Source organism: Massilia sp. Masssp94 (genome assembly GCF_059491305.1).
Window position 1 is genome coordinate 2,867,737 of the sequence record NZ_CP168501.1, and the last position, 23,646, is coordinate 2,891,382.

The window sequence follows — 23,646 nt, forward strand, 5'->3', positions numbered from 1 at the left end:
CCGCATCATAAGGATGAGATAGAGATGAATTCAATGTAGTTGCTGAGTCATACTTGCAAAATAAGAGAAGTTCATGATTGGTCATTTTGTATGGATGAGTTGAGGTAACTTCGATCCTGTCGAATGGATGCGCCGCCAGAGGCGTCGACGCGCCGGCTGGCACCCCACCTCATCCAGAAATCCGGGTCGTGCGCAGTCAAAAAACGAGGGACGAAAAAAAACGCGGCCGCCGGTTGCCCGGGGCCGCGTTTCGAAGAATAACGAGCGGATTACTTGGCGTCGCCCAGCAGCGCCGGCTTGAGCGAGCGGTCGACGGGCTTGTCGCCCAGCCAGATGCGCAGGATCGCGTTGTAGAAGTTGACGTCAGGGATCGGGCCGCCCAGCTTTTTGCCGTTCAGCTCGGCCTGGGTGCCGGTGCCCGGGATCCAGTCCAGGTGCAGCACGTCGCCCTTCTTGAGGCCGTCGACGGACGCGAACAGCTCGCCCATCTTGCTGATCTGGGCCACGATGCGCTGTTTTTCCGCCTTGTCGATGTTCTCGTTCAGGCCATCCATGAAGGCCTTGCCGAAATCCTCGGACGAGATGTCGCGCGCCATCTGCAGGGTCACGCGGCGCGGGCCCTCTTCCTTCAGGATCTCGGCCGTGTTGTTCTTCTTCTCCGGCAGGTACAGGCCCGCCGCGTACACCTTGACGATGAATTTGGTGCGCATGCCGGCGCCGTTCAGTTTCAGGTCCTTGCCGGCGACCTTCGTCATGTCGTCGAACTTGTAGCCGTTCACGTCGACGACGGCGGCGATGGCCGGCAGGCTGGCGGCCAGGGTCAGAATGGCGCCTGCGAGCAAGCCCTTGATGGCAAATTTACGGGTAGTCATGGTTGTCTCCTTGGTGGGAAAGCTATCGTTGTAAACATCGTGGCCGCCGTTCAGGCCGCGGCCAGCGCCAGGGTAGGTTGGACATTCTGCAGCTTGAACACGCTGACGGCGCGCGCCAGGCGTTGCGCCTGTTCCTGCATCGATGCGGCTGCGGCTGCGGCCTGCTCGACGAGGGCGGCGTTCTGCCGGGTCGTCTCGTCCATCGCGACGATCGTCTGGCTGACCTGGGCGATCCCGGCGCTCTGCTCGAGGCTGGCAGCGCTGATTTCACCCATGATGTCGGTGACGCGGCGCACGCTTTCGACGACCTCTGCCATCGTCACGCCGGCCTGCTCGACGAGCGTGCTGCCTTCCTGCACCTTGTCCACGGAATCGCCGATCAGCAGCTTGATTTCCTTGGCGGCTGCGGCGGAGCGCTGCGCCAGGCTGCGCACTTCGGAGGCCACGACGGCAAAGCCGCGTCCCTGCTCGCCCGCGCGCGCGGCCTCGACCGCCGCATTCAGGGCGAGGATATTCGTCTGGAACGCGATACCGTCGATCACGCCGATGATGTCGACGATCTTTTTCGACGACGCCGTGATCGAGCCCATCGTCTCGATAACGTGCGCGACGACGGAACCGCCGCGCGCCGCCACTTCCGACGCCTGGGCCGCCAGTTGATTCGCCTGGCGCGCATTGTCCGCGTTCTGTTGCACGGTACCGGTCAGCGCCCACATCGAGCTCGACGTTTGCGCCAGGGACATAGCTTGGGATTCCGTGCGCGTCGACAGATCCTGGTTGCCGGTGGCAATTTCACCGGACGCGCAGGACATCGATTCCGTGCTCGTGCGCACCTCGCCGACGATGCGGATCAGGCTGGCGTTCATGTGGCGCAGCGCTTCCATCATCTGGCCTGCCTCGTCGCGGCTGTCGACGGCGATGTCGCTCGTGAGATCACCGTCGGCGACGCGGCGGGCGATCTCCACCACCTGGCCCAGCGGCCGCGTGATGCTGCGCGTGGCCAGCCACGCGACGCCCAGCGACAGCCCGGCCGCGACCGTCGTCAGCGCCAGAATGAGCATCTGCGTGCGCTGCGTGACGGCGGCCGTGTCGGCGCCGGCCTGGTGCATCGCGGCGTTTTGCCAGGCGACGAATTTGTCGAGTTGTTCGAAATAGCGGGTTTGCTGGGGGCGCAGCGAGAACATGAATTTCATCATCGCCTCGTCCTTGCGGTCTTCGTTGACGAGCTTGATGAATACCGTTTGCGCCGGCAGGAATTTGTTCTGGATGGTGGCCAGCGCTTTCAGGATGTCGGCGGCCTCGGCATCGCCCGTGCTCCTGGCCAGCTCGGCGACCTGGGCCGTGGCGCTGGCGCTTCTCGCTTCCGTGTTCGCCAGCTCTTTCTTGATCTGGTCCGGATCGGTCATGATGAGGACGTTGAGCATGCTGCGTGTCGCTTCGCTCACGTCTTCCTTGATGTGGTTGGCCGCGACGGTATTCGCGTAACGCACGTTGACCAGGGTCTCCATTTCCTTGTTCAGGCTGGCAATCCTGACATACGACAGCCCCGCCAGCAGCACCAGCAAGGCAATCACGACCCCGAACCCGATGGCCAGACGCTGGCCGATACTCATATTTCTAATCATTATTGTGAGTCTCTCCGTCCAAAAAAAAAGAATGGGCGTGCTAATTTTGCAAGATAAATATAGCACCGATGTGTTTGGCGAAATTAGAGACTCAAAACTATTTCAATGTTGCAAGAGCACAATCCCGGCCTCGGGAGACATGCCCGCGAACGAAGGCGCGGCTTTGTTGCGCACCAATGCAGTGCGCGGAAAGTGTTGTGTTTTGGAACGCGAATAATGATTGTATGCGTAATGAATGAATTTATTGCGCACGCAATCATTGGGTGAGGCGTAGCGGATGGCGGAGCACCAAAAGAAAAGCCGGCGCAGGCCGGCTTGTGCGATCAGGCCGCTTTGGCCTTGTCTGCGGTCAGGCGTTCGTATTTCGCCTGGAGCTGTTCGCGCGTTTCGCGCCATTCGGGATTGAACGGAATGCAGGCGACCGGGCACACCTGCTGGCATTGCGGCTCATCGAAATGGCCGACGCATTCCGTGCATTTATGCGGATCGATCTGGTAAAACTCCGCGCCCATCGAGATCGCGTCATTCGGGCACTCGGGCTCGCACACGTCGCAATTGATGCAGTCGTCGGTAATCAATAATGCCATGACTAATAAGACCTCAGGCTTTCGGTGCGGCCGCCATGTCGGCGATTTTCTTTTGCAGCCAGCGGTCGACCGAGGGGAACACGAATTTGGATACGTCGCCGCCCAGCATCGCGATCTCGCGCACGATGGTGCCGGAGATGAACTGGTACTGGTCGGACGGCGTCAGGAACAGGGTTTCGACGTCGGGCAGCAGATAGCGGTTCATGCCCGCCATCTGGAACTCGTATTCGAAGTCGGACACGGCGCGCAGGCCGCGCACGATCACCCGTGCATCGTGCTGGCGAACGAAATCCTTGAGCAGGCCGGAAAAACTTTCGACCTTCACGTTCGGATAATGGCCCAGCACTTCGTTGGCGATTTCCAGGCGCTCGGCGAGCGAGAAGAAGGGGCGCTTGTTCTTGCTGTCGGCGACCCCGACCACCAGGGTGTCGAACAGACCCGATGCGCGACGCACCAAATCCTCGTGGCCGCGCGTGAGCGGATCGAAAGTTCCTGGATAAACGGCTACAACCATTGCGGCTCCCTGGAGAATGCACCTGAATAGACGCGCATTATGCCTGAAATTTCGGCAACCGCCCGGGGAGGGGGCCCATTTTGCTTATTGTTTAAGCAGTTTTGCCCAGAAAAGCGGTGTTTTAACGCAACTTTAACAAATGGTAGTGCACCATCCCGGCCTTGTCGGCGCGGACCAGCTGCCAGGGCTGCAACCATTCGGGGACGTCCTCGGCCGCCTCATCCGTCTCCGGGAACGGCAGGCGCTCGCCCGATTCGGCATACGCGAGACCGCCTTCGTTCAGCAGTTGCGCGCAGAGCGGCAAGGCCTGGACCAGGAAATCCTGCTGGTAGGGCGGGTCGAGGAAGATCACGTCGAAGCGTTGGCCGCGCTGGGTGAAGTCGCGCGCCACGGCCAGGGCATCGGCGCGCAGGACGCGCACGTTGTCCGCCTTGAGCTTGTCCTTGACCAGTTCGAGCTGGCGCACGACGGGGCCGACGGTGTCGATCATCGTGACGGACCGCGCGCCGCGGCTGGCCGCCTCGAAACCGAGGGCGCCGCTGCCGGCGAACAGGTCGAGGCAGTCGGCGCGGTCCCAGTCGCCCGTCATCTGGTGATTGATCCAGTTGAAGACGGTTTCGCGGACGCGGTCGGGCGTGGGACGCAAGCCAAATGCGTCGAGAACGGGAAGCGGGGTGCGCTTCCAGGCGCCGCCGATGATGCGGACCTGCTGCGGCGGGCCCGGGCGGCGGGCGTAGGTAGGGGCGGACTTCTTTTTTTGCATGGGGCGGAATATAGCATCTTATTTCCCGCTAGCCAGGGCATTAAAGTCGTTGATCCAGCCCTGCATGCGTTTCTGCGCATGGGCTTTCTGGTCAGGCGTCGTCAGGCGGATCGCCGTCAGGATGAATTTCGACGTGTTGTCGACATAGGCGTCGAAGAATGCCTTGCGCTCCGGCGCATCCATGCGGTCGAACAAGTCGCGCAGCAGGTCGTGGATCGCCGCCATCGTCTGTTCCTTGTTCAGCTTGTCGCGCTGAATACGCTGCAGCAGCGCGATGATTTTTTTCTGGCGTAATACGCGTTCCTGCAGCCAGACCTCGTTGTCGAGTGGGCGTGCATCGGACGCCTTGCGGAGTGCCGTTTCCTGGTCGCGGCTGAAACTGCCGAACCATAATTCAAGCTGTTCCAGCGCCTTTTTATAGCGGGCTTTATGCTGGTCCTCGACGCTGCCGCTCATGAATTTCCTGCGGAAGTCTTCGTTATTTTTCGCGAACTTCTTTTCCATCTGCGCGATCTGGTCAGGCTTGATCGACATCGCCAGGTCGGCCAGATCCGGCAGCGCTTTAAAGGCCAGCAATTCCGTTCTCGCCTTGACGTCGCGGTAGTCGGACAGCAATTCGTCCTGCGTGACATTGCCGTCGCCGAGCTGGCGCTGCATCTTGGTCAGCAGGCCGGCGTAATCGCGCAGCTGCGTCGTGCGGTGCCACTGGAACAGCTTGTCGATATCTTTCTTGACCCAGTCGGACTGGTCGCTGTCGAGATCGAGATAGGCGTTCAACCACCAGTACAGCAGCGTGTCACCGTGGTTATAGGTGAACCGGATCGCGCTGCACGCACTCAGCAGCGCCACGAAGGCGATCAGGAACAGCATGCGTACCCGCAGGAACACGGTAGGGGGCGTGTTAAACTTTTTCATCTTTTTTAACTCGTTTTGAGAACGGCCTATGAACGTAGTCATCCTCGCCGCCGGCATGGGAAAGCGCATGCAATCCGCACTGCCGAAAGTCTTGCATCCACTGGCCGGCAAGCCGCTGTTGCAGCATGTTATCGATACGGCGCGCAGCCTGGACCCGAGTAAATTATGCGTGATTTACGGGCACGGCGGCGCAGCGGTGCCGAGTGCGGTTCAAGCCTGGTCGGGCCAGGGCGGCGTCGCGATCGACACGGCCCTGCAGGAACCGCAACTGGGCACCGGCCACGCCGTGATGCAGGCCCTGCCGCAGATTGACGAGAACGCACCGACGCTCGTCCTGTACGGCGACGTGCCGCTGACGACGGCCGCCTCGCTGCGCCGCCTGGTCGAAGCCGCCGGCGACGACAAGCTGGCGATCCTCACGGTCGAACAGGCGAACCCGTTCGGCCTCGGCCGTATCGTCCGTGAGAACGGCAACATCGTGCGCATCGTCGAAGAGAAGGATGCGAACGAAGCCGAGCGTGCCATCAAGGAAATCAACAGCGGCATCATGGTCATCCCCACCCGCCACCTGACGTCCTGGCTCGGCTCGCTGAAGAACAACAACGCCCAGGGCGAATATTACCTTACCGACATCGTCGCCCAGGCTGTCGCGGCCGGCGTACCCGTCGTGTCGGCCCAGCCGTCCGCCGAATGGGAAGTGGCTGGCGTGAACAGCAAGGTGCAACTGGCCGAGCTCGAGCGCCGTCACCAGCTGAACATCGCCATCGCCCTCCTCGAACAGGGCGTGACCCTGATGGATCCGGCGCGTATCGACGTGCGCGGCGAACTCGTCTGCGGACGCGACGTCACCATCGACGTCGGCTGCGTGTTCGAGGGCCGCGTGGTCATCGGCGACGGTGTGACGATCGGCGCCCACAGCGTGTTCGTGAACGCGACCGTCGCCGCGGGCGCCCAGATCAAGCCGTTCTGCCACCTGGAAGACGCCGTCGTGGGCGAAAAATCGGTCATCGGTCCGTATGCGCGCCTGCGCCCGGGCACCGAGCTGGGCGAGGACGTCCACGTGGGCAATTTCGTGGAGATCAAGAACAGCAAGGTGGCCGCGCACAGCAAGGCGAACCACCTTGCTTATGTGGGCGATGCCGACGTCGGTTCGCGCGTGAACATCGGCGCGGGCGCGATCACGTGCAATTACGATGGTGCCAATAAATTCCGCACGATCATCGAAGACGAAGCGTTCATCGGCAGCGACAGCCAGCTGGTGGCCCCGGTCACGGTCGGCAAGGGCGCGACGATCGGCGCCGGCACCACGCTGACCAAGAATGCGCCGGCCGGCAAGCTGACGATCTCGCGTCCGAAGCAGTTGACGATCGAGAACTGGACGCGTCCGGTCAAGGTCAAGAAATAAGCTTGTCCACCGCATACGCACAGGCAATCCACGGCATAAACACAGGGTAATCACAGCCTGGTCCACTGCCTGTGCACAGGGATGTCAACTGCCCGTCCACAACATCATCCACAAAGTCATCCACAGGCCGCCGCGTTGTCCCGGCGGGCCTGATCGTTTCAGAAACCCAGTGAAATGCGCAAGTGGCGGGAGATGGCGCCACTGGCTTGCCGATGCGCCAGGAATAAGCGCACAGAGTTATCCACAGGTCGTCAGACGCCGATACGCGTTTCGAACTTGCTTCGGAATGTGGAGAAGTAGGCTTTGACGTTGCGCACATTGCTGTGCGTGGTGAACAGGCGGTGCGCCAGGGCGTGATACGCCGGCATGTCGGCCACCTGCACGACGAGCACGAAATCCGGCCCGGGTGACACACGGTAGCACTGCAGCACGGCAGCCTCGTCCGCCACCACTTGCTCGAACTCCGCCATGCGGTCGGCGGCCTGCACGTCCAGCGTGATCTCGACGATGGCGGAGAGACGCGCGCCGACCTTGTCCGGCGCGACGATCGCAACTTGCCGCTCGATAACACCGTTCTCCCTGAGCTGTTTGACACGGCGCAGGCAAGTCGGCGGCGAGATGTGTACCAATTCCGCCAATTCCGCATTGGTCTGCGAAGCATCAACCTGCAGGATGTTCAGGATGCGACGATCCAGATCGTCCAGGTTTGGGTCCTCTTGCGCCATATAAGTAAAATCTTTCGAGAAAAATGAAAGGATATTTCATGTCGAATGTGTCGTGAAATTATCTATCAAAATGAGGTGCACTTAGAAAGCATATTTCGTTTCCTCTACTCTACAGTGCATGCATTCATCGATTTCGGAGGTTTCCCATGTGTGGCATCGTCGGCGCAGTCGCCCAACGCAACATCACCCCAGTGCTCATCGAAGGTCTGAAGCGTCTCGAATACCGCGGCTATGATTCCTGCGGCGTGGCGCTGCACGTGGACGGCCGCCTGGCGCGTTCGCGCAGCACGTCGCGCGTGGCCGATCTGGAAGCGCAAATCCAGGAAACCCACCTGCAAGGCTTCACGGGCATCGCCCACACCCGCTGGGCGACGCACGGCGCGCCGGCCACCAAGAACGCGCACCCGCACTTCTCGCCGAACAGCGACGACGCGCGCATCGCCCTCGTCCACAACGGCATCATCGAGAACCACGACGAACTGCGCGCCGAGCTGACCGGCCTGGGCTACGTGTTCCAGAGCCAGACCGACACCGAGGTCATCGCCCACCTGGTCGACCACATGTACAACGGCGACCTGTTCGACACCGTGCAGCAAGCCGTCAAGCGCCTGCACGGCGCCTACGCGATCGCCGTGTTCTGCCGCGAAGAGCCGCACCGCGTCGTGGCCGCCCGCCAGGGCTCGCCGCTGATCGTCGGCCTGGGCAAAGGCGAAAACTTCGTCGCCTCCGACGCGATGGCGCTGGCCGGCACCACCGACCAGATCATCTACCTGGAAGAAGGCGACGTCGTCGACCTGCAACTGGCCCGCTACTGGATCGTCGATGCCGAAGGCCGTCCGGCCGAGCGCGAAGTCAAGACCGTGCACGCCCACACCGGCGCCGCCGAGCTGGGCCCGTACCGCCACTACATGCAGAAGGAAATCTTCGAACAGCCGCGCGTCGTCGGCGACACGCTGGAAGGCGTGACGGGCATCATGCCGGAACTGTTCGGCGACCAGGCTTTCCGCGTGTTCAAGGAAATCGACCGCGTGCTGATCCTGGCCTGCGGCACCAGCTACTACGCGGGCCTGACGGCCAAGTACTGGATCGAGTCGGTGGCCAAGCTGCCAGTGAACGTCGAGATCGCCAGCGAATACCGCTACCGCGACAGCGTCCCGCACCCGAACACCCTCGTCGTGACGATCTCGCAGTCCGGCGAAACGGCCGACACGCTGGCCGCGCTGAAGCATGCGCGCAGCCTCGGCATGACGAACACGCTGACGATCTGCAACGTCTCCACGAGCGCAATGGTGCGCGAGTGCAAGCTGGCGTACATCACCCGCGCCGGCGTCGAAGTGGGCGTCGCGTCGACGAAGGCCTTCACGACCCAGCTGGCCGCACTGTTCCTGCTGACCCTGACCCTGGCCCAGGTGAATGGCCGTCTGACCGACGAGCAGGAAGCGAACTACCTGAAGCAGATGCGCCACCTGCCGGTCGCGCTGTCGTCCGTGCTGGCGCTGGAGCCGCAGGTGATCGCGTGGGCCGAGGAATTCGCCCGCAAGGAAAACGCCCTGTTCCTGGGCCGCGGCATCCACTACCCGATCGCCCTGGAAGGCGCGCTGAAGCTGAAGGAAATTTCATACATCCACGCCGAAGCCTACCCGGCCGGCGAACTGAAGCACGGCCCGCTGGCGCTGGTGACGGAAGAGATGCCGGTGGTGACGATCGCCCCGAACGACGCGCTGCTGGAAAAGCTGAAGTCGAACATGCAGGAAGTGCGCGCCCGCGGCGGCCAGCTGTACGTGTTCGCCGACGTCGACACCCAGATCACGTCGGGTGAAGGCGTGCACGTGATCCGCCTGCCGGAGCACTACGGCCTGCTGTCGCCGATCCTGCACGTGGCGGCACTGCAGCTGCTGGCGTATCACACGGCGCTGGCGCGTGGTACCGATGTGGATAAGCCGCGGAATCTGGCGAAGTCGGTGACGGTCGAGTAAGGTGTACGGCTGTAGATAGAAAAGCGTGAAGTGACTATCAAAGTGGATAACTTGGCGCTTACAAAGGAAGAAGAATCCTATTAATTTCGAATTTGGATAATTCTTCCTATGCTCCTGCTTCTGCTATCGATGACCACGGGAAATGAAAACACGCTCAGTTTAGCTCGAGCGTAGCTTATGGCGCTCGTTGGAAGGTCTAGCTTGGCCACAGCGTTTGTGTGAAGAGCAGCCGCGGCGTCAGCTCACCGATGGCAGCAAGATGCAGAGGGACAACGATCTAATCACGAGAGACTAAAATACAGCAAACACCACCTGTATACGTATAATTTAATTTGGTTATGATAACCGCATTCATGCAAGAACGCAGTTATACCAGCGAGTAATGTTGTCTCGTTACCGCTACGTGAATTAACCCGTATGCTATCAGGTATGCCCGGGGACATCGGAAAGATTACGCTACCGTATCTGCCTTCCGCATTCCCCGACGAACTTTTGGGAAGCTGGCTCTCACGGCTGGTTTACCTCAACGCCGAATCGTCGTTGAGTAAGTTTGCTCGGACATACAGCCTAGACGCCACCGTCAAATCCCCACTTGCCGATCCGGTGAACGGTGGCAGCTATGTTCACGCCCTATCGAATCTTTTAGGATTTGAGTATGACGATTTTGTAAGGACGTTTACAACAAAAGCGTACTGGGATGTATTTCAACCACTAACATTAGAATCCTTGTCGCATATTTCAGCGTGGCATGGCCGGGTTCGTTATTCAACAAAAATTTTACGCGTATGTCCAGCGTGCATAGATAATGACCTACTGAGTCAGGGGTGTCCTTACTTTCATCGTACCCACCAACTTCACAGCAAAGCCTGCCCAGCTCACGGATTAATGCTGCAAGAAAGCTGCGGAAGGTGTGGAATGCCTCTACGCTCATCTAACGAGGTAACGCTTATCCCGGCAAGATGCGAATGCGGCGCCGACGTGATTCTGAATCTGAAACGAGAAGTAGCAAACAAAGCCTGGATTGCCCTGGCCAAGTTTTCCGACCAGACATTAGCTGCTTCACCAGCAGATCTTGATATTCTTCATCTTGTACCTTACGTGCTTAGTTGCGTGACGAATGGAACGGACTTGTCCGTGCCAGTTAGTCTTAAGCGCGTTCTTACAGGTTACTATGGTATTGACGGCGTTGAATGGTTGTGTCGGCGACGGCAGAGTACTCAAGCTATCACGAATGCACCGATAAAAAATAAGCAGTGGACTAGAAATTTCGAGCCGCATTTAGCTGTCGCGGTGCTTGTTGCGTGTGGAATCTCTTTCGATGAAGCAAAGCATGAGGTAGCCTATCGAAAATCTGTGCCATTGTCAGAAAGACCTGTTCCTAAAATGAGTCGGGCGTCAGATAACGAACCCCGTCCAACGAGTCTCAGTGAGGCGAAGAAAATTGCCCAAGAATTTGGTCGCCATCGAAAGCAGCGCAGCGGTTTACGTACATTCAAACCTTACACCTATTGGATGCTCTACTTCCAAGACTGGACTTGGCTCTGGAACTGGGCACATGATAGAGAGATGAAATCGCTGCGGAAATGGAAAGAACCCCCTAGTATCGAGGAAGATAGAATAACGATTTGTGGTGGTTCGCCAGCAACGAAGCTGAATATGGCACGAGCGCGCGCCTATGCACGCGACCGGAGTTGGCTTGAGCTTCATAAGGAAACTCGTCGTCCAAAAATTGATCGAATAAGAAAAATTTTGCCAGCGCTCTCCACAGCGAGAACGCAGCATTTTGCGGATATCGGGCGGCCTACTAAGTGGACTCTAACCTTAGCGGCGAAACGCCTTCGCATTCCAATTGGAACCCTGCGGGGACTAGCTCGTCGCAACGGCTCCATTGCAGCGCTTGTGCCTGAGTCATCTCATGCTTTCTGTTTGAGATTAATTGAATGGGGAATAAAAACCTGCGTTCAACAAGGTGGTAATTTGACGCCTTCAAAGGTGCAAAGAGCTGCACTGTTATCCGGGAAGACATCGGTAAATTTCATTGCATCCGTAATTGAAAAGCGGACCTTTGAATAAGGTTGGCGAACAAATTTACCCATCTAAATTCGTACCCACGATGTTCGGTTGAGGATAAATCTTACCTGTGCTAGGGGCTGACGGTTTTTCAAAGCGATAGGTGGTAGAAAAGCCAATTGATTGCTCTTGCGGACAGGATTGCTAATATTTTATTCGCGGTTTCAATCGCAATCTTGGCGCGAGCTATTAAGGTAACTATTTCTTGGTGTTTCCCGTTCGCTTTCGAATTCCAGAGGCTCGCTGAATTCGCCATTCTGCAGGCGTTTTGTAGCCTCTGCTGGCAAGGTCGACCTCTGCGAGCGCGCGTCTGCGCTTGCAGAATGCCTCATCATCCTCGGCATGTTCAGCAATGGCTTGCTTAAGGATTGGAAGTTTCTCAATGTTTCGGCGTGAGCTTGCCTCCAAACCAGTGGCACGCAACAGTGAGGTAGCTGAGATTCGCCCCTTGATATGCGACGAATGTGTCCGCGCCGCCTCAGTAGTAACAGCCTCTGCGAGTGCTCGGTCTCGCTGTGGCCAATCCACTCTTGAACCACTACGTCGCTCAACGTTTCGCGGCTGCGCTGCAATATGAGCGATGAGCCAACCTCGGTCGTGTCGGTACAGCCATGCATAGGCAGCGCCTGCGATAACTCGAAGCTTTTTTATCCCTGCTATTGGATCTGAAGCTTGTGCGTTCAGCCACTGTGTACGGTAGCGCAGGAAATCCGCAGTGCGTTGCTGCATCTTACGCGCCTCGCGTAAAGCAGGAAATGTTCGCAGAATTCTATTCACCGACGATAAGGAGAGGCCCGTAACGGCAGCTACGCTAGCAAGGGTACTTCCATCTTCCAGCAGTTGCTTCACTTCGTCCAATTTTAAGTTTGTGATCGACTTGCGCCGCTCGGTAACAGGTATGCCTAGCGCTCGCCTCCATAGCACGACCGTAGTCGTGGATACGCCCAGTTCTAGTGCAACTTTTCGGCAAGTTAAAGCATGGTTGATAAGCATGTCATGAATTGCATTATTGTTTTGTCTGCTCTCCTTGTAGTCTCCCCGACCAGGGTAACAACTGGTCGGTTCTACCACCGCAGGCCGTACCGCGATCGAAACAAAATTGCGGACACTACTAAAGAGCAGACCGATGAGAAGCAAATGGCAGAGGGGATGCAGAGAACGGCTAGGTCGTCGACACAGATCGTATAGCCACCTCATTGGGAACCGTTCGGAGGACAGTAGGCGGTTCCTGAACGGCAACCCAACAAAGTCGCCGTACTCATATCGAATGGCGTTAGCGAGAGTAACCCAATCGACCCGTCCTTTAAGTAAAAAACCATGCTTTGCGAGACCTTGTAAGTAGGTCTGAGTCCTAGTTGAAGCACTAAGTCTCATGGGGGCAGTAACTAGTGCTTCGCTCGACAACACCGCAATTCTATGCAGGTGAGGATTCTCAATACGAATTGTGTGACCGAATGGTTCTACCCTCGCCGGCACGACGAGTTGCTGTCGGTGAGATTGACGACTCTGCAGTAAGTGCTGACATAAGGGTTCACCATGAACGGGACACATAAGCACCCCTGGAAGTTGGTGCATACGGTACAACACAACACAACCATTCTGATCCATACAGTTTTGGTCGCATGTCAAGCAACTACGTAGCATGGTTGATGCTCCGAAGCCATTAGCCACCATTCCCATCGCAAGCTTTAACCCATCCGCGCGATCTTCCTTCAACGCGTCAAGCGCTCTTTGATAACGCTCAGGCGGTAAGAACAGACCATAATAAGGAAATAGAGTGGCTGCGGTGGCAATAGCTTCTGGGGAGACGAATGGCCCCCATGCTGCGGTGTAATCAATGAAAGTGTTGAGTCTGCAAGGTATATCAGCGCTGGGGATACCGGTGCTAGAGCCGAAGAGCTCGGAGAGCGTTCGGCGAGGATTGTTCCGCGCGTTAAGGAAGTGAAGCCGCGATACCCATGAAAACAGCAGTTCTCCCTCGATGTATTTAGGCACGTATGGGAAGGAACACGGTTTCATGGTTGCTCCAAACGATCGGAAACTTTATCGAATCAGCGGGTTCTCTGTTGGTAAACTTATATAGCTTGTGCTTTTAGTAGATCGCTTTCTTCCTCTATTTAATTTTTCAGGAGCATGTGATGCACCCTCCGCCGGTACCTCTTGTAGCTCACTGAACTCGTCATCCGTCGGATTCGGCGTGTCGCTACCATCCGACCAAGCTATTAGCTTACGAAGCGAACGGCATCCCTCCTTGAACAAGAGGTCATCGAAGCTCTTGAGGAGGTGAGCTTGGCCGCTGAGCAATGCGCTAATTGCCGGTTCAAGAATTGCCATATCAATCTTCGACACACGGTCAAACGCGACGGCGTCGATAACCTCGCGTCCACCAATTTCGTTACGTTGCGCTAGCATGAACGCGAGGGCAGTAAAGGCCGGGTTGCCGGCACCTGCTTTGTGCCAAGCCTTGCGTATCTCCTTGCCGAGACTCACCGGATTCTTGACGAATTGATAGTCCCAGTAGATGTCACAAAAGGCATCAAATTCTGGGTCGCCATATTTCATCTGAACGAAATTAGATTCGCCGCCGGAATTGAGCTTACGCAGGTTGCGAACGTTCTCGTCGATGACCGATGCTAGCGCTGGCGTGCCTGCGACAACTAACGTGACACCTGCTCTTTCAATAATTTCGCTGAAAAGATTGAGAACAAACACGGCGTTCTTGCCCATCGCCGCCTTCAGGTTTTGGACCTCGTCGACAAAGATAACCCCGACTGAGGCTGCTGTCGCTACTTGAGCGATCAGCATCACCATACGTGCAACATTTCTTACGGCCACAGCTTGCCGACGGTAATCCGTGTTTCCTAGGATGTGATCCACCACCTCGAAAAATTGCAAGCACAGGCTTTTCAGTGTAGCGTCGTGCGACATCCGAATTCCGACCCACGGAATTTGACGGCAGACCAAAGGTTTACCTTGATATTCCTTGTGCTCAATGACGACTTGGTACGGCAGTGAAAACGCAGTAGCGAAAGTTGTCTTTCCGCTTCCGCTAATTCCAAGTAACGACTGCCCTCTGGCAGTCGAGGTCCAGTTGTTGGGGAAAGGAACGGCGCTCGATTCATTAAGCGCGATTGCGTGCCTCCGCTGGATGTCGTGAACTGATAATGGATGCCGCGCGACGTACGACTCCCGGATATTCATTGTAAGATTGGTGCCAGCACGTTTGTACTCGGCAAATGGATAGACGATCTCATTGATACATCCCACTTCCGCAGTTCGAACTAGTTCGCTCTTCTGGCGGTCCCTCTTAGTTGGCTTTTGCGGGTAATTCTTAAGCCTGTCGAGAATTCGGTCCTTGGACTTCTCCAAGCTCGGCAGCGCCTCTATAAAGGGGTTGCCGTCGAAACGACGGACGCCAGTAGGCTTGTAATCTGCAGGGATGCAGGTGTACGTGATCATTTTCGTACCTTTCTCTGGCGTTCAATAATCGCAATGCGTTCTCGCTTTTCGAGCTCATCCCAGGTTAACTGGGCCGGCACTGCAGCCGGTTCTTTTGATTTTGTGCCAAGAGGCACTGACTCAGTGATGGGCTTCCCGGTAAGAGCGCGCTTGATTTTCGCTGTCTCGGCCGTGCGCCTTGATGCGATATCCGCACTACTAGAGTGGATAGTGGTAACGTTTTGCTTGGGAGATCTGCGAGTTGGGTTTCCTGACCTCCTCTGGTTCTCGATGAACGCATCATTTCGTGTCGTTGCCAAAAGAAGCTGGTGGTCTTCCGCCAGATAGTCTTCCTCTTCCAAGGTAATCTCCTGTAGCTCCTGCAACCCAGCAGCATTCACTTCCCACAGCGGCCATTCGTCGTCGCCATTTGGGGCATAGAGTTCGACAGGATCTGAACGATCAATTTTTACAGCCACTTGCCGTCGCCTGGACGAGGATAGGCGAGCCTGGCGTTCGGCTGCGGCATTCATGGGCAGGTATTTTCGACCCCGACAGATCATTGCGCCATTTGCGAGGGTGGCCTTGTCAGTGCCTAGGAGAAGCCGTTGATAGTCTGCATCTTCCAACGGGGGACTCTCGATACCGGTGATATTTTCCAGTCCCCAGAGGTATGCATCACGAGGCGTTGGTCTTACCTGCGCGCGTCGAAGGATCGTGCGCTTTTCAAGATTGCTGTGAGGGCTGTTGTTGTGAGAGTCGATGATGTCGATCAGGACCCAATACACCTCGCGTAGCGTATGGACGGCGGCTGCCTTTGCTGCCTTGAACGCGCGCTTAGTCTTTGGATCCCCAGGGCGCTCAGCGAAAACGCCCTTAATTCCTCGCTGTGCCATCTTGCGCTTTAACTCACGATTTACGCGCTCAATGATTCCTTTCCCATCCGGACAGAAAGGCGGCAAGGTCTCTGTTTCGATGTGTAGACCACCGACTGCCGCATCAAGCATTGCATGAGAGATCATTTCGGAACCACGATCTACTACCAAGCGCGCGCAGACTTTACCTCGCGGCCAACGGTTTTCGTCGATGTTCACTCCAAGGTTTGTAAAGCGGCGCTTTCGCGAGGTAAACGCAATCAGCAAAGCGAAGCGGATTTCTTCCCAAGACGCTGGTCCCAGCGTGACATATGCGCTGACGATAAATCGACTCCACCGATCGATCACCAAATAGATGATTGGAGTACGAAGTACTTCACCGGGATTCTTACTGTCGACAAGGAAGATTCGGCCGCCAGTCGCGTCAATTTCATATACCTCGCCTGGCCCGGTGGCCAGCAAGGCTCCTTTCGCCGCCTTTCGGCCCTGCCCAGCAACGTTCTTCCTGGCGTCGCGGGACAGGGCTATGTTGCTATTAGTGATTGCACGGAACTGCCGCAGCGTGACCGGCAGAGGGCACTTCTTCGCGAGGTAGTCCGCATATCTGGTCGGGTGACGCTCGGAAAAGTAACTTTGGATGTATACCTGATGTGCTGCGGTTTGGGTCGTCGGCCCCTTTTTTGCAAGTGTCTCGATACAGTCAATCATGTCCGTGACGTCTTCGTCGGTTACAACAAAAGTGTTTGGCCCTAGTATTTTCGATTCGATGGGTTGCCGACCACGACGCTTGGGCTGGCGCACATCCTCACTAACGCCCGCCATTTCATCGATTAACCCAGGACGCTGGGGACCGACTTTACGCCCCTGTCGCAATGGCAGGAGGGCGTTCTTGACTCTGCCGAAATAGTAGTAACGAAGAAGTAGCCGGCGAAGTGAGACAGGACTGACGTTGAGTTCTTCTGCTCTTCGATTTATGAGTACGTTAAACGCCGAACGCGCAAGGTTTCGCTCGTCGTCAAATTGTTCGACCAGCGGTTCAATCGCGGAAAACGCACCCTTTATCGGATCCTGTTCGCTCTCAGCTACGGCAGGGTGGTCGAGGAACTGTTGAGGAAGTCTGTAGTGGTCTAATTTGCCCGGACACCTCGATAGGTGGACAATCCACCATCCGAGGAGTTTTACATGACAAGGCAGCGCCGAAAATTCGATACCAGTCTGAAGCTGGAAGTCGTCCGTATGATTAAAGAGCAGGGCCTGAGCGTCCAGCATGTTAGCGAGAGCATGAGCATCGGCCCGAGCGCGGTACGGCGCTGGGTAAAGCAATACGAGGATGAGCAGGCGGGGCAACCAGGCATCGGCAAGCCGCTCACGCCAGAGCAGCAGCGCATTCGTCAGCTTGAGCAGGAAAACCGTCAGTTGCGGGGGGACGTGGAGATATTAAAGAAGGCATCGGCCTTCTTTGCCCGCGAACTGAAATGAGTTACCGACTCATCGACGAGCTGCAAAAGAAGGCCCTCAGCGTTGCCCAATGCTGCCGGGTGCTGGGAGTGAGCCGTTCTGGTTTTTACGAGGCCCGGCGACGTGCCGTCCAGCCCGCCGTGTGCAAGGCCAGCGTGCATGTGCGGGCCGCTTTCGCGGCAAGCCATCAAAGCTACGGCAGCCGCAGGATCGTGGCCGCCCTGGCCAACGACGGGCTGCAAATCGGCCGCCATAAAGTGCGGCGGCTGATGCGGCAAGCTGAGCTGAAACCCGTCTGGAAGCGTAAATTCATTCACACAACCGACAGCAAACATGCCTTGCCGGTAGCCGCCAATGTGCTGGGTCGTCGGTTTAATCCGGTGGCACCGAACGTGGCCTACGCCTCCGATATCACGTATATCCGAACTGGCGCCGGCTGGCTTTATTTGGCGGTCGTGCTCGATCTGTTTTCGCGTCGGGTGGTGGGCTGGGCCATGGCGCCAAGCATGCCTGCCAGCCTGGTGTGCGAGGCCCTGAACATGGCCATCGGGCACCGGCAACCGGCGCCGGGCCTGGTGGTCCATTCCGATCGCGGCAGCCAGTACGCGAGCGCCGAATACCAAGCTTTGCTGGCCAAGCACGGCTATATCTGCAGCATGAGCCGGAAGGGAAATTGCTGGGACAATGCGGTCGCCGAACGCTTCTTTCTGAACCTGAAAATGGAACGGGTCTGGCAACGCCAGTATGCCAATCATGCCGAAGCCAGAATCGACATCGCGGCCTACATCGTGGGCTTCTACAACTGCGAACGGCTGAACTCCGTTCTGGGCAACCTGCCGCCCACCGTCTTCGAGCGGAACATGGCAGCAAAAGAATCTATCGTGGTGTCCGAAATTACTTGACCACTACAGTCCAAGGCGACCAACGCGCCAGTTGCCGGCCTCCAGGTTCCGAGTAACATTGGATCGATGCTGTTCCAATGGGCGAACGGCATACCGTGCCATGTTCGCGGTGGAAACAGGCATCACATAGATCACACGGCTAAACACATGCGTGATACGGAGCAGGACGGATGGGCGCTCCTGAGTCACTTCAAGAACTAAGCCAGGTTTAAGAGGCTCATCGTTGCGTCCCGGAACGAACATTGCCGATGTTACCATCGCGAAGCACCACGGGTAGGTGAAGAGTCAGTTTCGAAGTCAAATCGACGGCGATACGATCAGACCAGGCGCAATAGCGGAATTCTGTCAGGCAGTGGTCATAGCCGCGTTTGAGACGCCTGGAACATGTTTTGACTAGCTCTTTCAGAGGTAGGTTCGCCTCATAACTATCGGCAAACATTTTGGCAAACTCGTCCGCTTGGTCCATCTTGGGGACGTAACGTTGCAGCGACCACCCACGCATGAAGGTTAGGGTTGATAGCAAGTCCCTAGTGAATTCCGTCGTGTCGACCAGCTTCCAGTCGATGCCGTTCTGTTGGCACCATTGGTGCTCAACTTTTAACCTGAGTCTGACTTCTGGGACGACCGCGTCCTCGGGTGTCTTGATACTCCTCGCTTGATACACCGGTCCTGAGGGCGTGCGGCGCGTGACGACGAAGTCGAGGGTGAACGGCTCTGGATAACTGCCGTGGCGGGTGTGCTTGACGCCAAGCTCGCTGCAGATAGCCAGCGTTTCTTGTAGATGGAGGATGGGGAACTGCTCGCGTATGTCAACGACATCGAGCTGTCGGTCAAGGAGATGAAAGAATATCCGCTCGGGCACCGACAGCAGATGGTAGACGCGGGGGATTGTAATGCCCTTGGGATTGCCGGAGGTACCAATAGACCGAACATCTCTGACTCGCAGCCAAGGATGGTACGCAGTACCGACTCCCAAGCCAAATCCGCGCTTCAGCCTGTTATGTAAGTACCTCGGATACATGCCAAGATGGGGATCCCATTCCATGCAGTATAGAGTGGGACGCAGGCGATAAAGTGCCGTCTACGCTTAAATTGCTCGAGTTGGCTGGTTGCTCACCTTCGTCGCTCAGCCGAAAACTCAGGCAAGGGTGAGCGACTCGGTCAGAATCGATAGCGAAATCCACGCAGCGCTCGCTGACCTAGAACGGATCGGCGCCCTCTTCCGGTTCGCTAGGAAACAACTTCTCGACAATCGCCTCGTAGACTTTAGACGCGAACGCCTCCACCGCAGCCGCCAGGTCTCTTGCGTCTTGCGCGGTCACGACCACTGGGTTGCCATCCTTGTCATGTCCGCTTCGGTGCACGATGTCGTGGCGCTTCGTCAGCGCCTCTTCGAACAGCTTGAAACTTGGCGGCTTAATGCCAAGGCCAAACCGCAAAAGCATCGCGGCCTTGTCGAATCGATGCCATACGAGGTTTTGCAGATAGAACATGACGCGAGCCTCAATGCCGTCGTGCGCATCGAACACCTCGCCCAACTTGATCGGCTGATCGCGCAGCTCGGGCATGTTCTGAACGATGCCTTTCAACACCTCGCGGTTGCCTTTGGCCCAAAAAGCCACTGTCTCCCAAAGGTAAGCTTCCAACGCGGATATCGCGGCGCCGAACGCCATGCGCGAGAGCTGCTCCATAGCTGCCCCAGCGCCCTCGAGCGACAGGACGCTGGTGGCGCCAGCCAGCCGCTCTTTGAGCCTCGACAGCGGGTCGTCCGGTTTGTCAAGGTCGAGGCCAAAGAGGTCCTCATAATCTCGGTCGTCGTCGCGGCGCACAGGAGCCCACTGATACCCGCCATCGCGATTGAGGTCCTCGGCTAGCTCCTCGATCACTTCGTCGTCAACGATGTGCGAAAACCGCCCTTGCAGCTCTTCCTCGGCATAGTAAGGGCCTCCCCATATCCAAATGTAGCCGCCTTCCGCCGACTCATAGGGCGTCTCATAGGCAGGGTCGCAATAACGCGCGAGGAACCAGTCTCGCATCAGCTCCATTTGCCGCTCACGGTCGGCGCTTTGCAGCTCATGATCGTCAGGGTCGAATGGCGGCTGCGACTCCCAACGCTCCTCTGAATTGGGCAGGTCCCCTAACAGTTGATCGCCTGGCTGCGGGGCTGCCGGCTCATTGGATTGATGGCGGTTGTTCATAAGAGGCTCCCAGTGGCGCGCAGCGCATGCTGCGCCAGGTCCTAGCTTGATCTCCAGCGAATAGTTCGTGCTCCAACGACACCTCTTTTGCTCGACTTCACCCAAAGTAGTCCCCGCTTAAAAATAGTGAGGACTACTTTGCGTCGGAACCCAGGGTGTGTCTATACGGTGCTGAGACGACACTTACATTGCTTTGGCGCCTATACGTCTAGCTTCAACTTGACCACTGCTTATGGCTATTGAACAATAACCTTTTAGCGTCAATGGAGAGCGCACGTCATGTCATCACAACAGCCTTTGTCCGATGCAGATGCTCAAGCTGTGGCTGAATTCGTCGAGCCATACACATGCGCGATCCAATTTATTCCAAGAAACGATACCCGAGATCCGCCAGGCCGCCATCATGGCACTGGCTGGTTGTTCGACAACGATGGCGAGCCATGTATTGTCACATGTGAACACGTCTCTCGATGGCAGAAACACGGAGTTCTTGGATACTCATGCTTCGGGACGGAATACGGCATCAGCATCGAAGGCAAATTTGTCGAGGTTCCTCATCCCGTCGATGCTGCCGTGGCGACGGTGAAAAGATCGTTCACCGAGATTTCACATCAGGGCAAATGTGTTGCTAGCTCAATGTTCGGTATTGGCCACGCGCCAGTCCAAGGTGAGCTGTTTTATGCATACGGGTTTCCTGGAGCTGACGCCAAGCAGCTGTTTGGCACGCAGGTCGTGGTTGGGACTTCAGTGTTTCTGCGGCTGGTGGAACTCGATGAAGCCGTCTTTCAGGAAGAGCCGCCGCATCCAGATCCTGCACTTCACATGTCCTTGGCGTGGCAACCCGAGTACGCGCTGCCCATGCTTGGAACCACCGGAACATTGTCTTTACCAAATGGCATGAGCGGTTCGCTGTTATGGAACACGCGCTACGAAGAAGTAACCCTGTAGTGGTCTAATTTGCCCGGACACCTCGATAGGTGGACAATCCACCATCCGAGGAGTTTTACATGACAAGGCAGCGCCGAAAATTCGATACCAGTCTGAAGCTGGAAGTCGTCCGTATGATTAAAGAGCAGGGCTTGAGCGTCCAGCATGTTAGCGAGAGCATGAGCATCGGCCCGAGCGCGGTACGCCGCTGGGTAAAGCAATACGAGGATGAGCAGGCGGGGCAACCAGGCATCGGCAAGCCGCTCACGCCAGAGCAGCAGCGCATTCGTCAGCTTGAGCAGGAAAACCGTCAGCTGCGGGGGGACGTGGAGATATTAAAGAAGGCATCGGCCTTCTTTGCCCGCGAACTGAAATGAGTTACCGACTCATCGACGAGCTGCAAAAGAAGGCCCTCAGCGTTGCCCAGTGCTGCCGGGTGATGGGAGTGAGCCGTTCTGGTTTTTACGAGGCCCGGCGACGTGCCGCCCAGCCCGCCGTGTGCAAGGCCAGCGTGCATGTGCGGGCCGCTTTCGCGGCAAGCCATCAAAGCTACGGCAGCCGCAGGATCGTGGCCGCCCTGGCCAACGACGGGCTGCAAATCGGCCGCCATAAAGTGCGGCGGCTGATGCGGCAAGCTGAGCTGAAACCCGTCTGGAAGCGTAAATTCATTCACACAACCGACAGCAAACATGCCTTGCCGGTAGCCGCCAATGTGCTGGGTCGTCGGTTTAATCCGGTGGCACCGAACGTGGCCTACGCCTCCGATATCACGTATATCCGAACTGGCGCCGGCTGGCTTTATTTGGCGGTCGTGCTCGATCTGTTTTCGCGTCGGGTGGTGGGCTGGGCCATGGCGCCAAGCATGCCTGCCAGCCTGGTGTGCGAGGCCCTGAACATGGCCATCGGGCACCGGCAACCGGCGCCGGGCCTGGTGGTCCATTCCGATCGCGGCAGCCAGTACGCGAGCGCCGAATACCAAGCTTTGCTGGCCAAGCACGGCTATATCTGCAGCATGAGCCGGAAGGGAAATTGCTGGGACAATGCGGTCGCCGAACGCTTCTTTCTGAACCTGAAAATGGAACGGGTCTGGCAACGCCAGTATGCCAATCATGCCGAAGCCAGAATCGACATCGCGGCCTACATCGTGGGCTTCTACAACTGCGAACGGCTGAACTCCGTTCTGGGCAACCTGCCGCCCACCGTCTTCGAGCGGAACATGGCAGCAAAAGAATCTATCGTGGTGTCCGAAATTACTTGACCACTACACCCAGCTTGGAGAAAAGTGGAGTCCTGCCGAGATGCGTATTGCCGGAATGATCTGGGGACACTCCTCAAAATCAGGCCAGCTTTATGCCACACCTATTGAAACCATCGTCGCTGAGCTTCTCTACTAACTGTTCGGATTGGTTGCTGTGACGCGAAAAATTTATGTGGTCGATCAGAATGTCATGCGCTCACCGCGATTTGCGGAGTTCGTCGATGCGCATCCGAATGCAAAGTTTGTCATCCCAGACACAGGCTTGGTGGAAATGGTCAAGAATGAACATTGGGAAGATACCTTTCGGAACAGTTTTGAAGCATTTGTACCCTTGGTAACGAGGTGCTTTATGGCGATGTCCATACAAGAAGCTCGCGAACTGGAAATTAGATCCAGAGCTTCAGCTGAGGGACGATTATTGCCTAGCATTTTCACAGAGTTACTTCGCGGAGCCATCGTAGAAAGTCAGATAGGTAGTGGGCAAACCATGTCGCTACTACGTGACCGGATGGCTGAAGCTCGGGAAGATCTCCAACGGCACGACCTGAACGTCGAGGCAAATCGGGATGAGTTGAAACGCTTGGTTGGCAAGCTTCGTGCCGAGCTTTCGGAAGATGGGATCAAGGCCTGCCGACAAGGAGGAATAGCAGGAAGAATTGCGCGCTTAGGTATTGCCCGGGCAGTCGGGGACGGATTTTATGTGGCGCACATGAAGAAGGCTGGGGTTCCGAACTCCGTGTCGCGAAGGCTCTGGAAGACGAAATCCTTGACCAGGCGCTGGTGTTACGTCCAGGTGCACCATGCGCTGCAGTGGCTCGGGGATGGTGGCCTTGATACCGCAAAGGGCAAAGTCGTCCTCAACGATATCTTGGACCAGGACTACGTGCTGTTGGGCTCAGCCTTTGACGGCGTCCTTAGCCTTGAAACCGATGTTCGTAAAGCGTTGGAAGACCTGCAGTTTATGCTCTCCTTACCGCCTAGTGCCCATGCTCCGGTCATTGTCCGATAGGCGCCTGACCTCAAGGGCTTGGTCTGATTTTCATAAGCTGCTTGACGCTAAGTCTAGGTACGAAACCCAGGGTGTGGTGAAGGGGCTACTAGGCTAGAGCTATGGACGGGCCGTAGCATCGTCTATAGC

At 57.0% G+C, this 23,646-nt stretch carries 19 protein-coding genes and 1 pseudogene; 8 read left to right on the plus strand and 12 right to left on the minus strand.

Annotated features, from left to right (window positions below):
- Positions 1-269 precede the first annotated feature (269 nt).
- From ACEN9G_RS12745 to ACEN9G_RS12770, 6 genes are all read right to left on the minus strand, one after another.
- A complete protein-coding gene (locus ACEN9G_RS12745; protein ID WP_056133785.1) occupies positions 270-872 on the minus strand; it encodes a chalcone isomerase family protein in 603 nt (200 codons plus the stop codon).
- A gap of 50 nt (positions 873-922) precedes the next feature.
- Complete coding sequence (locus ACEN9G_RS12750) at positions 923-2,485, minus strand: methyl-accepting chemotaxis protein (RefSeq protein ID WP_413338706.1); 1,563 nt, start codon at positions 2,483-2,485, stop codon at positions 923-925.
- A 335-nt stretch (positions 2,486-2,820) separates the two neighbouring features.
- Positions 2,821-3,084: a YfhL family 4Fe-4S dicluster ferredoxin gene (locus ACEN9G_RS12755; protein WP_413338704.1), complete on the minus strand. Its 264-nt coding sequence runs from the start codon at positions 3,082-3,084 to the stop codon at positions 2,821-2,823.
- A gap of 13 nt (positions 3,085-3,097) precedes the next feature.
- The gene (gene coaD, locus ACEN9G_RS12760; protein WP_036237176.1) at positions 3,098-3,598 is read right to left on the minus strand and encodes a pantetheine-phosphate adenylyltransferase; all 501 of its coding nucleotides are present in this window, start codon (positions 3,596-3,598) and stop codon (positions 3,098-3,100) included.
- Positions 3,599-3,719: 121 nt separating this feature from the next.
- Positions 3,720-4,361, minus strand: coding sequence for a 16S rRNA (guanine(966)-N(2))-methyltransferase RsmD (gene rsmD / locus ACEN9G_RS12765; protein ID WP_413338702.1), 642 nt, complete (start codon positions 4,359-4,361; stop codon positions 3,720-3,722).
- Between the two features lie 18 nt (positions 4,362-4,379).
- Positions 4,380-5,276, minus strand: coding sequence for a DUF6279 family lipoprotein (locus ACEN9G_RS12770; RefSeq protein ID WP_413338700.1), 897 nt, complete (start codon positions 5,274-5,276; stop codon positions 4,380-4,382).
- Positions 5,277-5,304: 28 nt separating this feature from the next.
- Here ACEN9G_RS12770 and glmU point away from each other — a divergent pair, with 28 nt between their 5' ends.
- Positions 5,305-6,681, plus strand: coding sequence for a bifunctional UDP-N-acetylglucosamine diphosphorylase/glucosamine-1-phosphate N-acetyltransferase GlmU (gene glmU / locus ACEN9G_RS12775; RefSeq protein ID WP_413338698.1), 1,377 nt, complete (start codon positions 5,305-5,307; stop codon positions 6,679-6,681).
- A gap of 251 nt (positions 6,682-6,932) precedes the next feature.
- Here glmU and ACEN9G_RS12780 read toward each other — a convergent pair whose 3' ends face one another.
- Positions 6,933-7,406, minus strand: coding sequence for an Lrp/AsnC family transcriptional regulator (locus tag ACEN9G_RS12780; protein WP_413338696.1), 474 nt, complete (start codon positions 7,404-7,406; stop codon positions 6,933-6,935).
- 146 nt (positions 7,407-7,552) lie between these two features.
- On the opposite strand from ACEN9G_RS12780, the gene glmS reads away from it, so the two are divergent.
- From glmS to ACEN9G_RS12795, 3 genes and pseudogenes are all read left to right on the plus strand, one after another.
- On the plus strand, positions 7,553-9,382 hold the full coding sequence (glmS, locus tag ACEN9G_RS12785; RefSeq protein WP_413338694.1) for a glutamine--fructose-6-phosphate transaminase (isomerizing): 1,830 nt from the start codon (positions 7,553-7,555) through the stop codon (positions 9,380-9,382).
- A gap of 429 nt (positions 9,383-9,811) precedes the next feature.
- Positions 9,812-10,213, plus strand: a pseudogene (locus ACEN9G_RS12790) (TniQ family protein); the annotation flags it as partial.
- A gap of 147 nt (positions 10,214-10,360) precedes the next feature.
- Entirely contained in the window at positions 10,361-11,455 is a 1,095-nt protein-coding gene (locus ACEN9G_RS12795) for a hypothetical protein (protein ID WP_413338710.1), read from the plus strand.
- Between the two features lie 195 nt (positions 11,456-11,650).
- Here the strand turns inward: ACEN9G_RS12795 and ACEN9G_RS12800 are convergent, their stop codons facing one another.
- Genes ACEN9G_RS12800 through ACEN9G_RS12810 form a run of 3 tightly spaced genes read right to left on the minus strand, consistent with a single transcriptional unit; the run spans position 11,651 to position 17,034 of the window.
- A complete protein-coding gene (locus ACEN9G_RS12800; RefSeq protein WP_413338692.1) occupies positions 11,651-13,471 on the minus strand; it encodes a TnsD family Tn7-like transposition protein in 1,821 nt (606 codons plus the stop codon).
- A 24-nt stretch (positions 13,472-13,495) separates the two neighbouring features.
- Positions 13,496-14,911 (minus strand): ATP-binding protein, encoded by a 1,416-nt coding sequence (locus tag ACEN9G_RS12805; RefSeq protein WP_413338690.1) that lies wholly within the window; start codon positions 14,909-14,911, stop codon positions 13,496-13,498.
- A complete protein-coding gene (locus ACEN9G_RS12810; protein ID WP_413338708.1) occupies positions 14,908-17,034 on the minus strand; it encodes a TnsB C-terminal domain-containing protein in 2,127 nt (708 codons plus the stop codon). Before ACEN9G_RS12810 ends, ACEN9G_RS12805 begins: the two co-directional genes overlap by 4 nt.
- Between ACEN9G_RS12810 and ACEN9G_RS12815 the strand changes: the two genes are divergently transcribed.
- Positions 16,948-18,125, plus strand: a protein-coding gene (locus ACEN9G_RS12815; protein ID WP_483126689.1) for an IS3 family transposase whose coding sequence is annotated in 2 segments (ribosomal slippage) — positions 16,948-17,215 and positions 17,215-18,125 — 1,179 coding nt in all. Because the reading frame shifts where the segments join, the coding sequence is not laid out codon by codon here. The genes ACEN9G_RS12810 and ACEN9G_RS12815 overlap by 87 nt on opposite strands.
- Positions 18,126-18,342: 217 nt before the next feature.
- On the opposite strand, the gene ACEN9G_RS12820 is transcribed toward ACEN9G_RS12815, so the two are convergent.
- Together ACEN9G_RS12820 and ACEN9G_RS12825 are read right to left on the minus strand one after the other, a co-directional pair.
- Complete coding sequence (locus ACEN9G_RS12820; protein WP_413344776.1) at positions 18,343-19,170, minus strand: TnsA endonuclease N-terminal domain-containing protein; 828 nt, start codon at positions 19,168-19,170, stop codon at positions 18,343-18,345.
- Positions 19,171-19,324: 154 nt separating this feature from the next.
- Positions 19,325-20,323, minus strand: coding sequence for a hypothetical protein (locus ACEN9G_RS12825; RefSeq protein WP_413344777.1), 999 nt, complete (start codon positions 20,321-20,323; stop codon positions 19,325-19,327).
- A gap of 279 nt (positions 20,324-20,602) precedes the next feature.
- Between ACEN9G_RS12825 and ACEN9G_RS12830 the strand changes: the two genes are divergently transcribed.
- From ACEN9G_RS12830 to ACEN9G_RS12840, 3 genes are all read left to right on the plus strand, one after another.
- Positions 20,603-21,271, plus strand: a complete 669-nt coding sequence (locus ACEN9G_RS12830) for a hypothetical protein (protein ID WP_413344779.1) — start codon at positions 20,603-20,605, stop codon at positions 21,269-21,271.
- A gap of 59 nt (positions 21,272-21,330) precedes the next feature.
- Positions 21,331-22,508 (plus strand): IS3 family transposase gene (locus ACEN9G_RS12835; RefSeq protein ID WP_483126690.1). Its coding sequence is split into 2 segments (ribosomal slippage): positions 21,331-21,598 and positions 21,598-22,508, totalling 1,179 coding nucleotides; the frame shifts between segments, so codons are not numbered across the junction.
- A gap of 154 nt (positions 22,509-22,662) precedes the next feature.
- Positions 22,663-23,517, plus strand: coding sequence for a hypothetical protein (locus ACEN9G_RS12840; RefSeq protein WP_413337454.1), 855 nt, complete (start codon positions 22,663-22,665; stop codon positions 23,515-23,517).
- The last annotated feature ends 129 nt before the right edge of the window (positions 23,518-23,646 follow it).

What these genes read in the sequence shown, in the direction of transcription:
- ACEN9G_RS12745 (WP_056133785.1), bottom strand. Translation starts at nt 872, where the DNA reads ATGACTACCCGTAAATTTGCCATCAAGGGCTTGCTCGCAGGCGCCATT.
- ACEN9G_RS12750 (WP_413338706.1), bottom strand. Translation starts at nt 2,485, where the DNA reads ATGAGTATCGGCCAGCGTCTGGCCATCGGGTTCGGGGTCGTGATTGCC.
- ACEN9G_RS12755 (WP_413338704.1), bottom strand. Translation starts at nt 3,084, where the DNA reads ATGGCATTATTGATTACCGACGACTGCATCAATTGCGACGTGTGCGAG.
- coaD (WP_036237176.1), bottom strand. Translation starts at nt 3,598, where the DNA reads ATGGTTGTAGCCGTTTATCCAGGAACTTTCGATCCGCTCACGCGCGGC.
- rsmD (WP_413338702.1), bottom strand. Translation starts at nt 4,361, where the DNA reads ATGCAAAAAAAGAAGTCCGCCCCTACCTACGCCCGCCGCCCGGGCCCG.
- ACEN9G_RS12770 (WP_413338700.1), bottom strand. Translation starts at nt 5,276, where the DNA reads ATGAAAAAGTTTAACACGCCCCCTACCGTGTTCCTGCGGGTACGCATG.
- glmU (WP_413338698.1), top strand. Translation starts at nt 5,305, where the DNA reads ATGAACGTAGTCATCCTCGCCGCCGGCATGGGAAAGCGCATGCAATCC.
- ACEN9G_RS12780 (WP_413338696.1), bottom strand. Translation starts at nt 7,406, where the DNA reads ATGGCGCAAGAGGACCCAAACCTGGACGATCTGGATCGTCGCATCCTG.
- glmS (WP_413338694.1), top strand. Translation starts at nt 7,553, where the DNA reads ATGTGTGGCATCGTCGGCGCAGTCGCCCAACGCAACATCACCCCAGTG.
- ACEN9G_RS12800 (WP_413338692.1), bottom strand. Translation starts at nt 13,471, where the DNA reads ATGAAACCGTGTTCCTTCCCATACGTGCCTAAATACATCGAGGGAGAA.
- ACEN9G_RS12805 (WP_413338690.1), bottom strand. Translation starts at nt 14,911, where the DNA reads ATGATCACGTACACCTGCATCCCTGCAGATTACAAGCCTACTGGCGTC.
- ACEN9G_RS12810 (WP_413338708.1), bottom strand. Translation starts at nt 17,034, where the DNA reads ATGCTGGACGCTCAGGCCCTGCTCTTTAATCATACGGACGACTTCCAG.
- ACEN9G_RS12820 (WP_413344776.1), bottom strand. Translation starts at nt 19,170, where the DNA reads ATGGAATGGGATCCCCATCTTGGCATGTATCCGAGGTACTTACATAAC.
- ACEN9G_RS12825 (WP_413344777.1), bottom strand. Translation starts at nt 20,323, where the DNA reads ATGAACAACCGCCATCAATCCAATGAGCCGGCAGCCCCGCAGCCAGGC.
- ACEN9G_RS12830 (WP_413344779.1), top strand. Translation starts at nt 20,603, where the DNA reads ATGTCATCACAACAGCCTTTGTCCGATGCAGATGCTCAAGCTGTGGCT.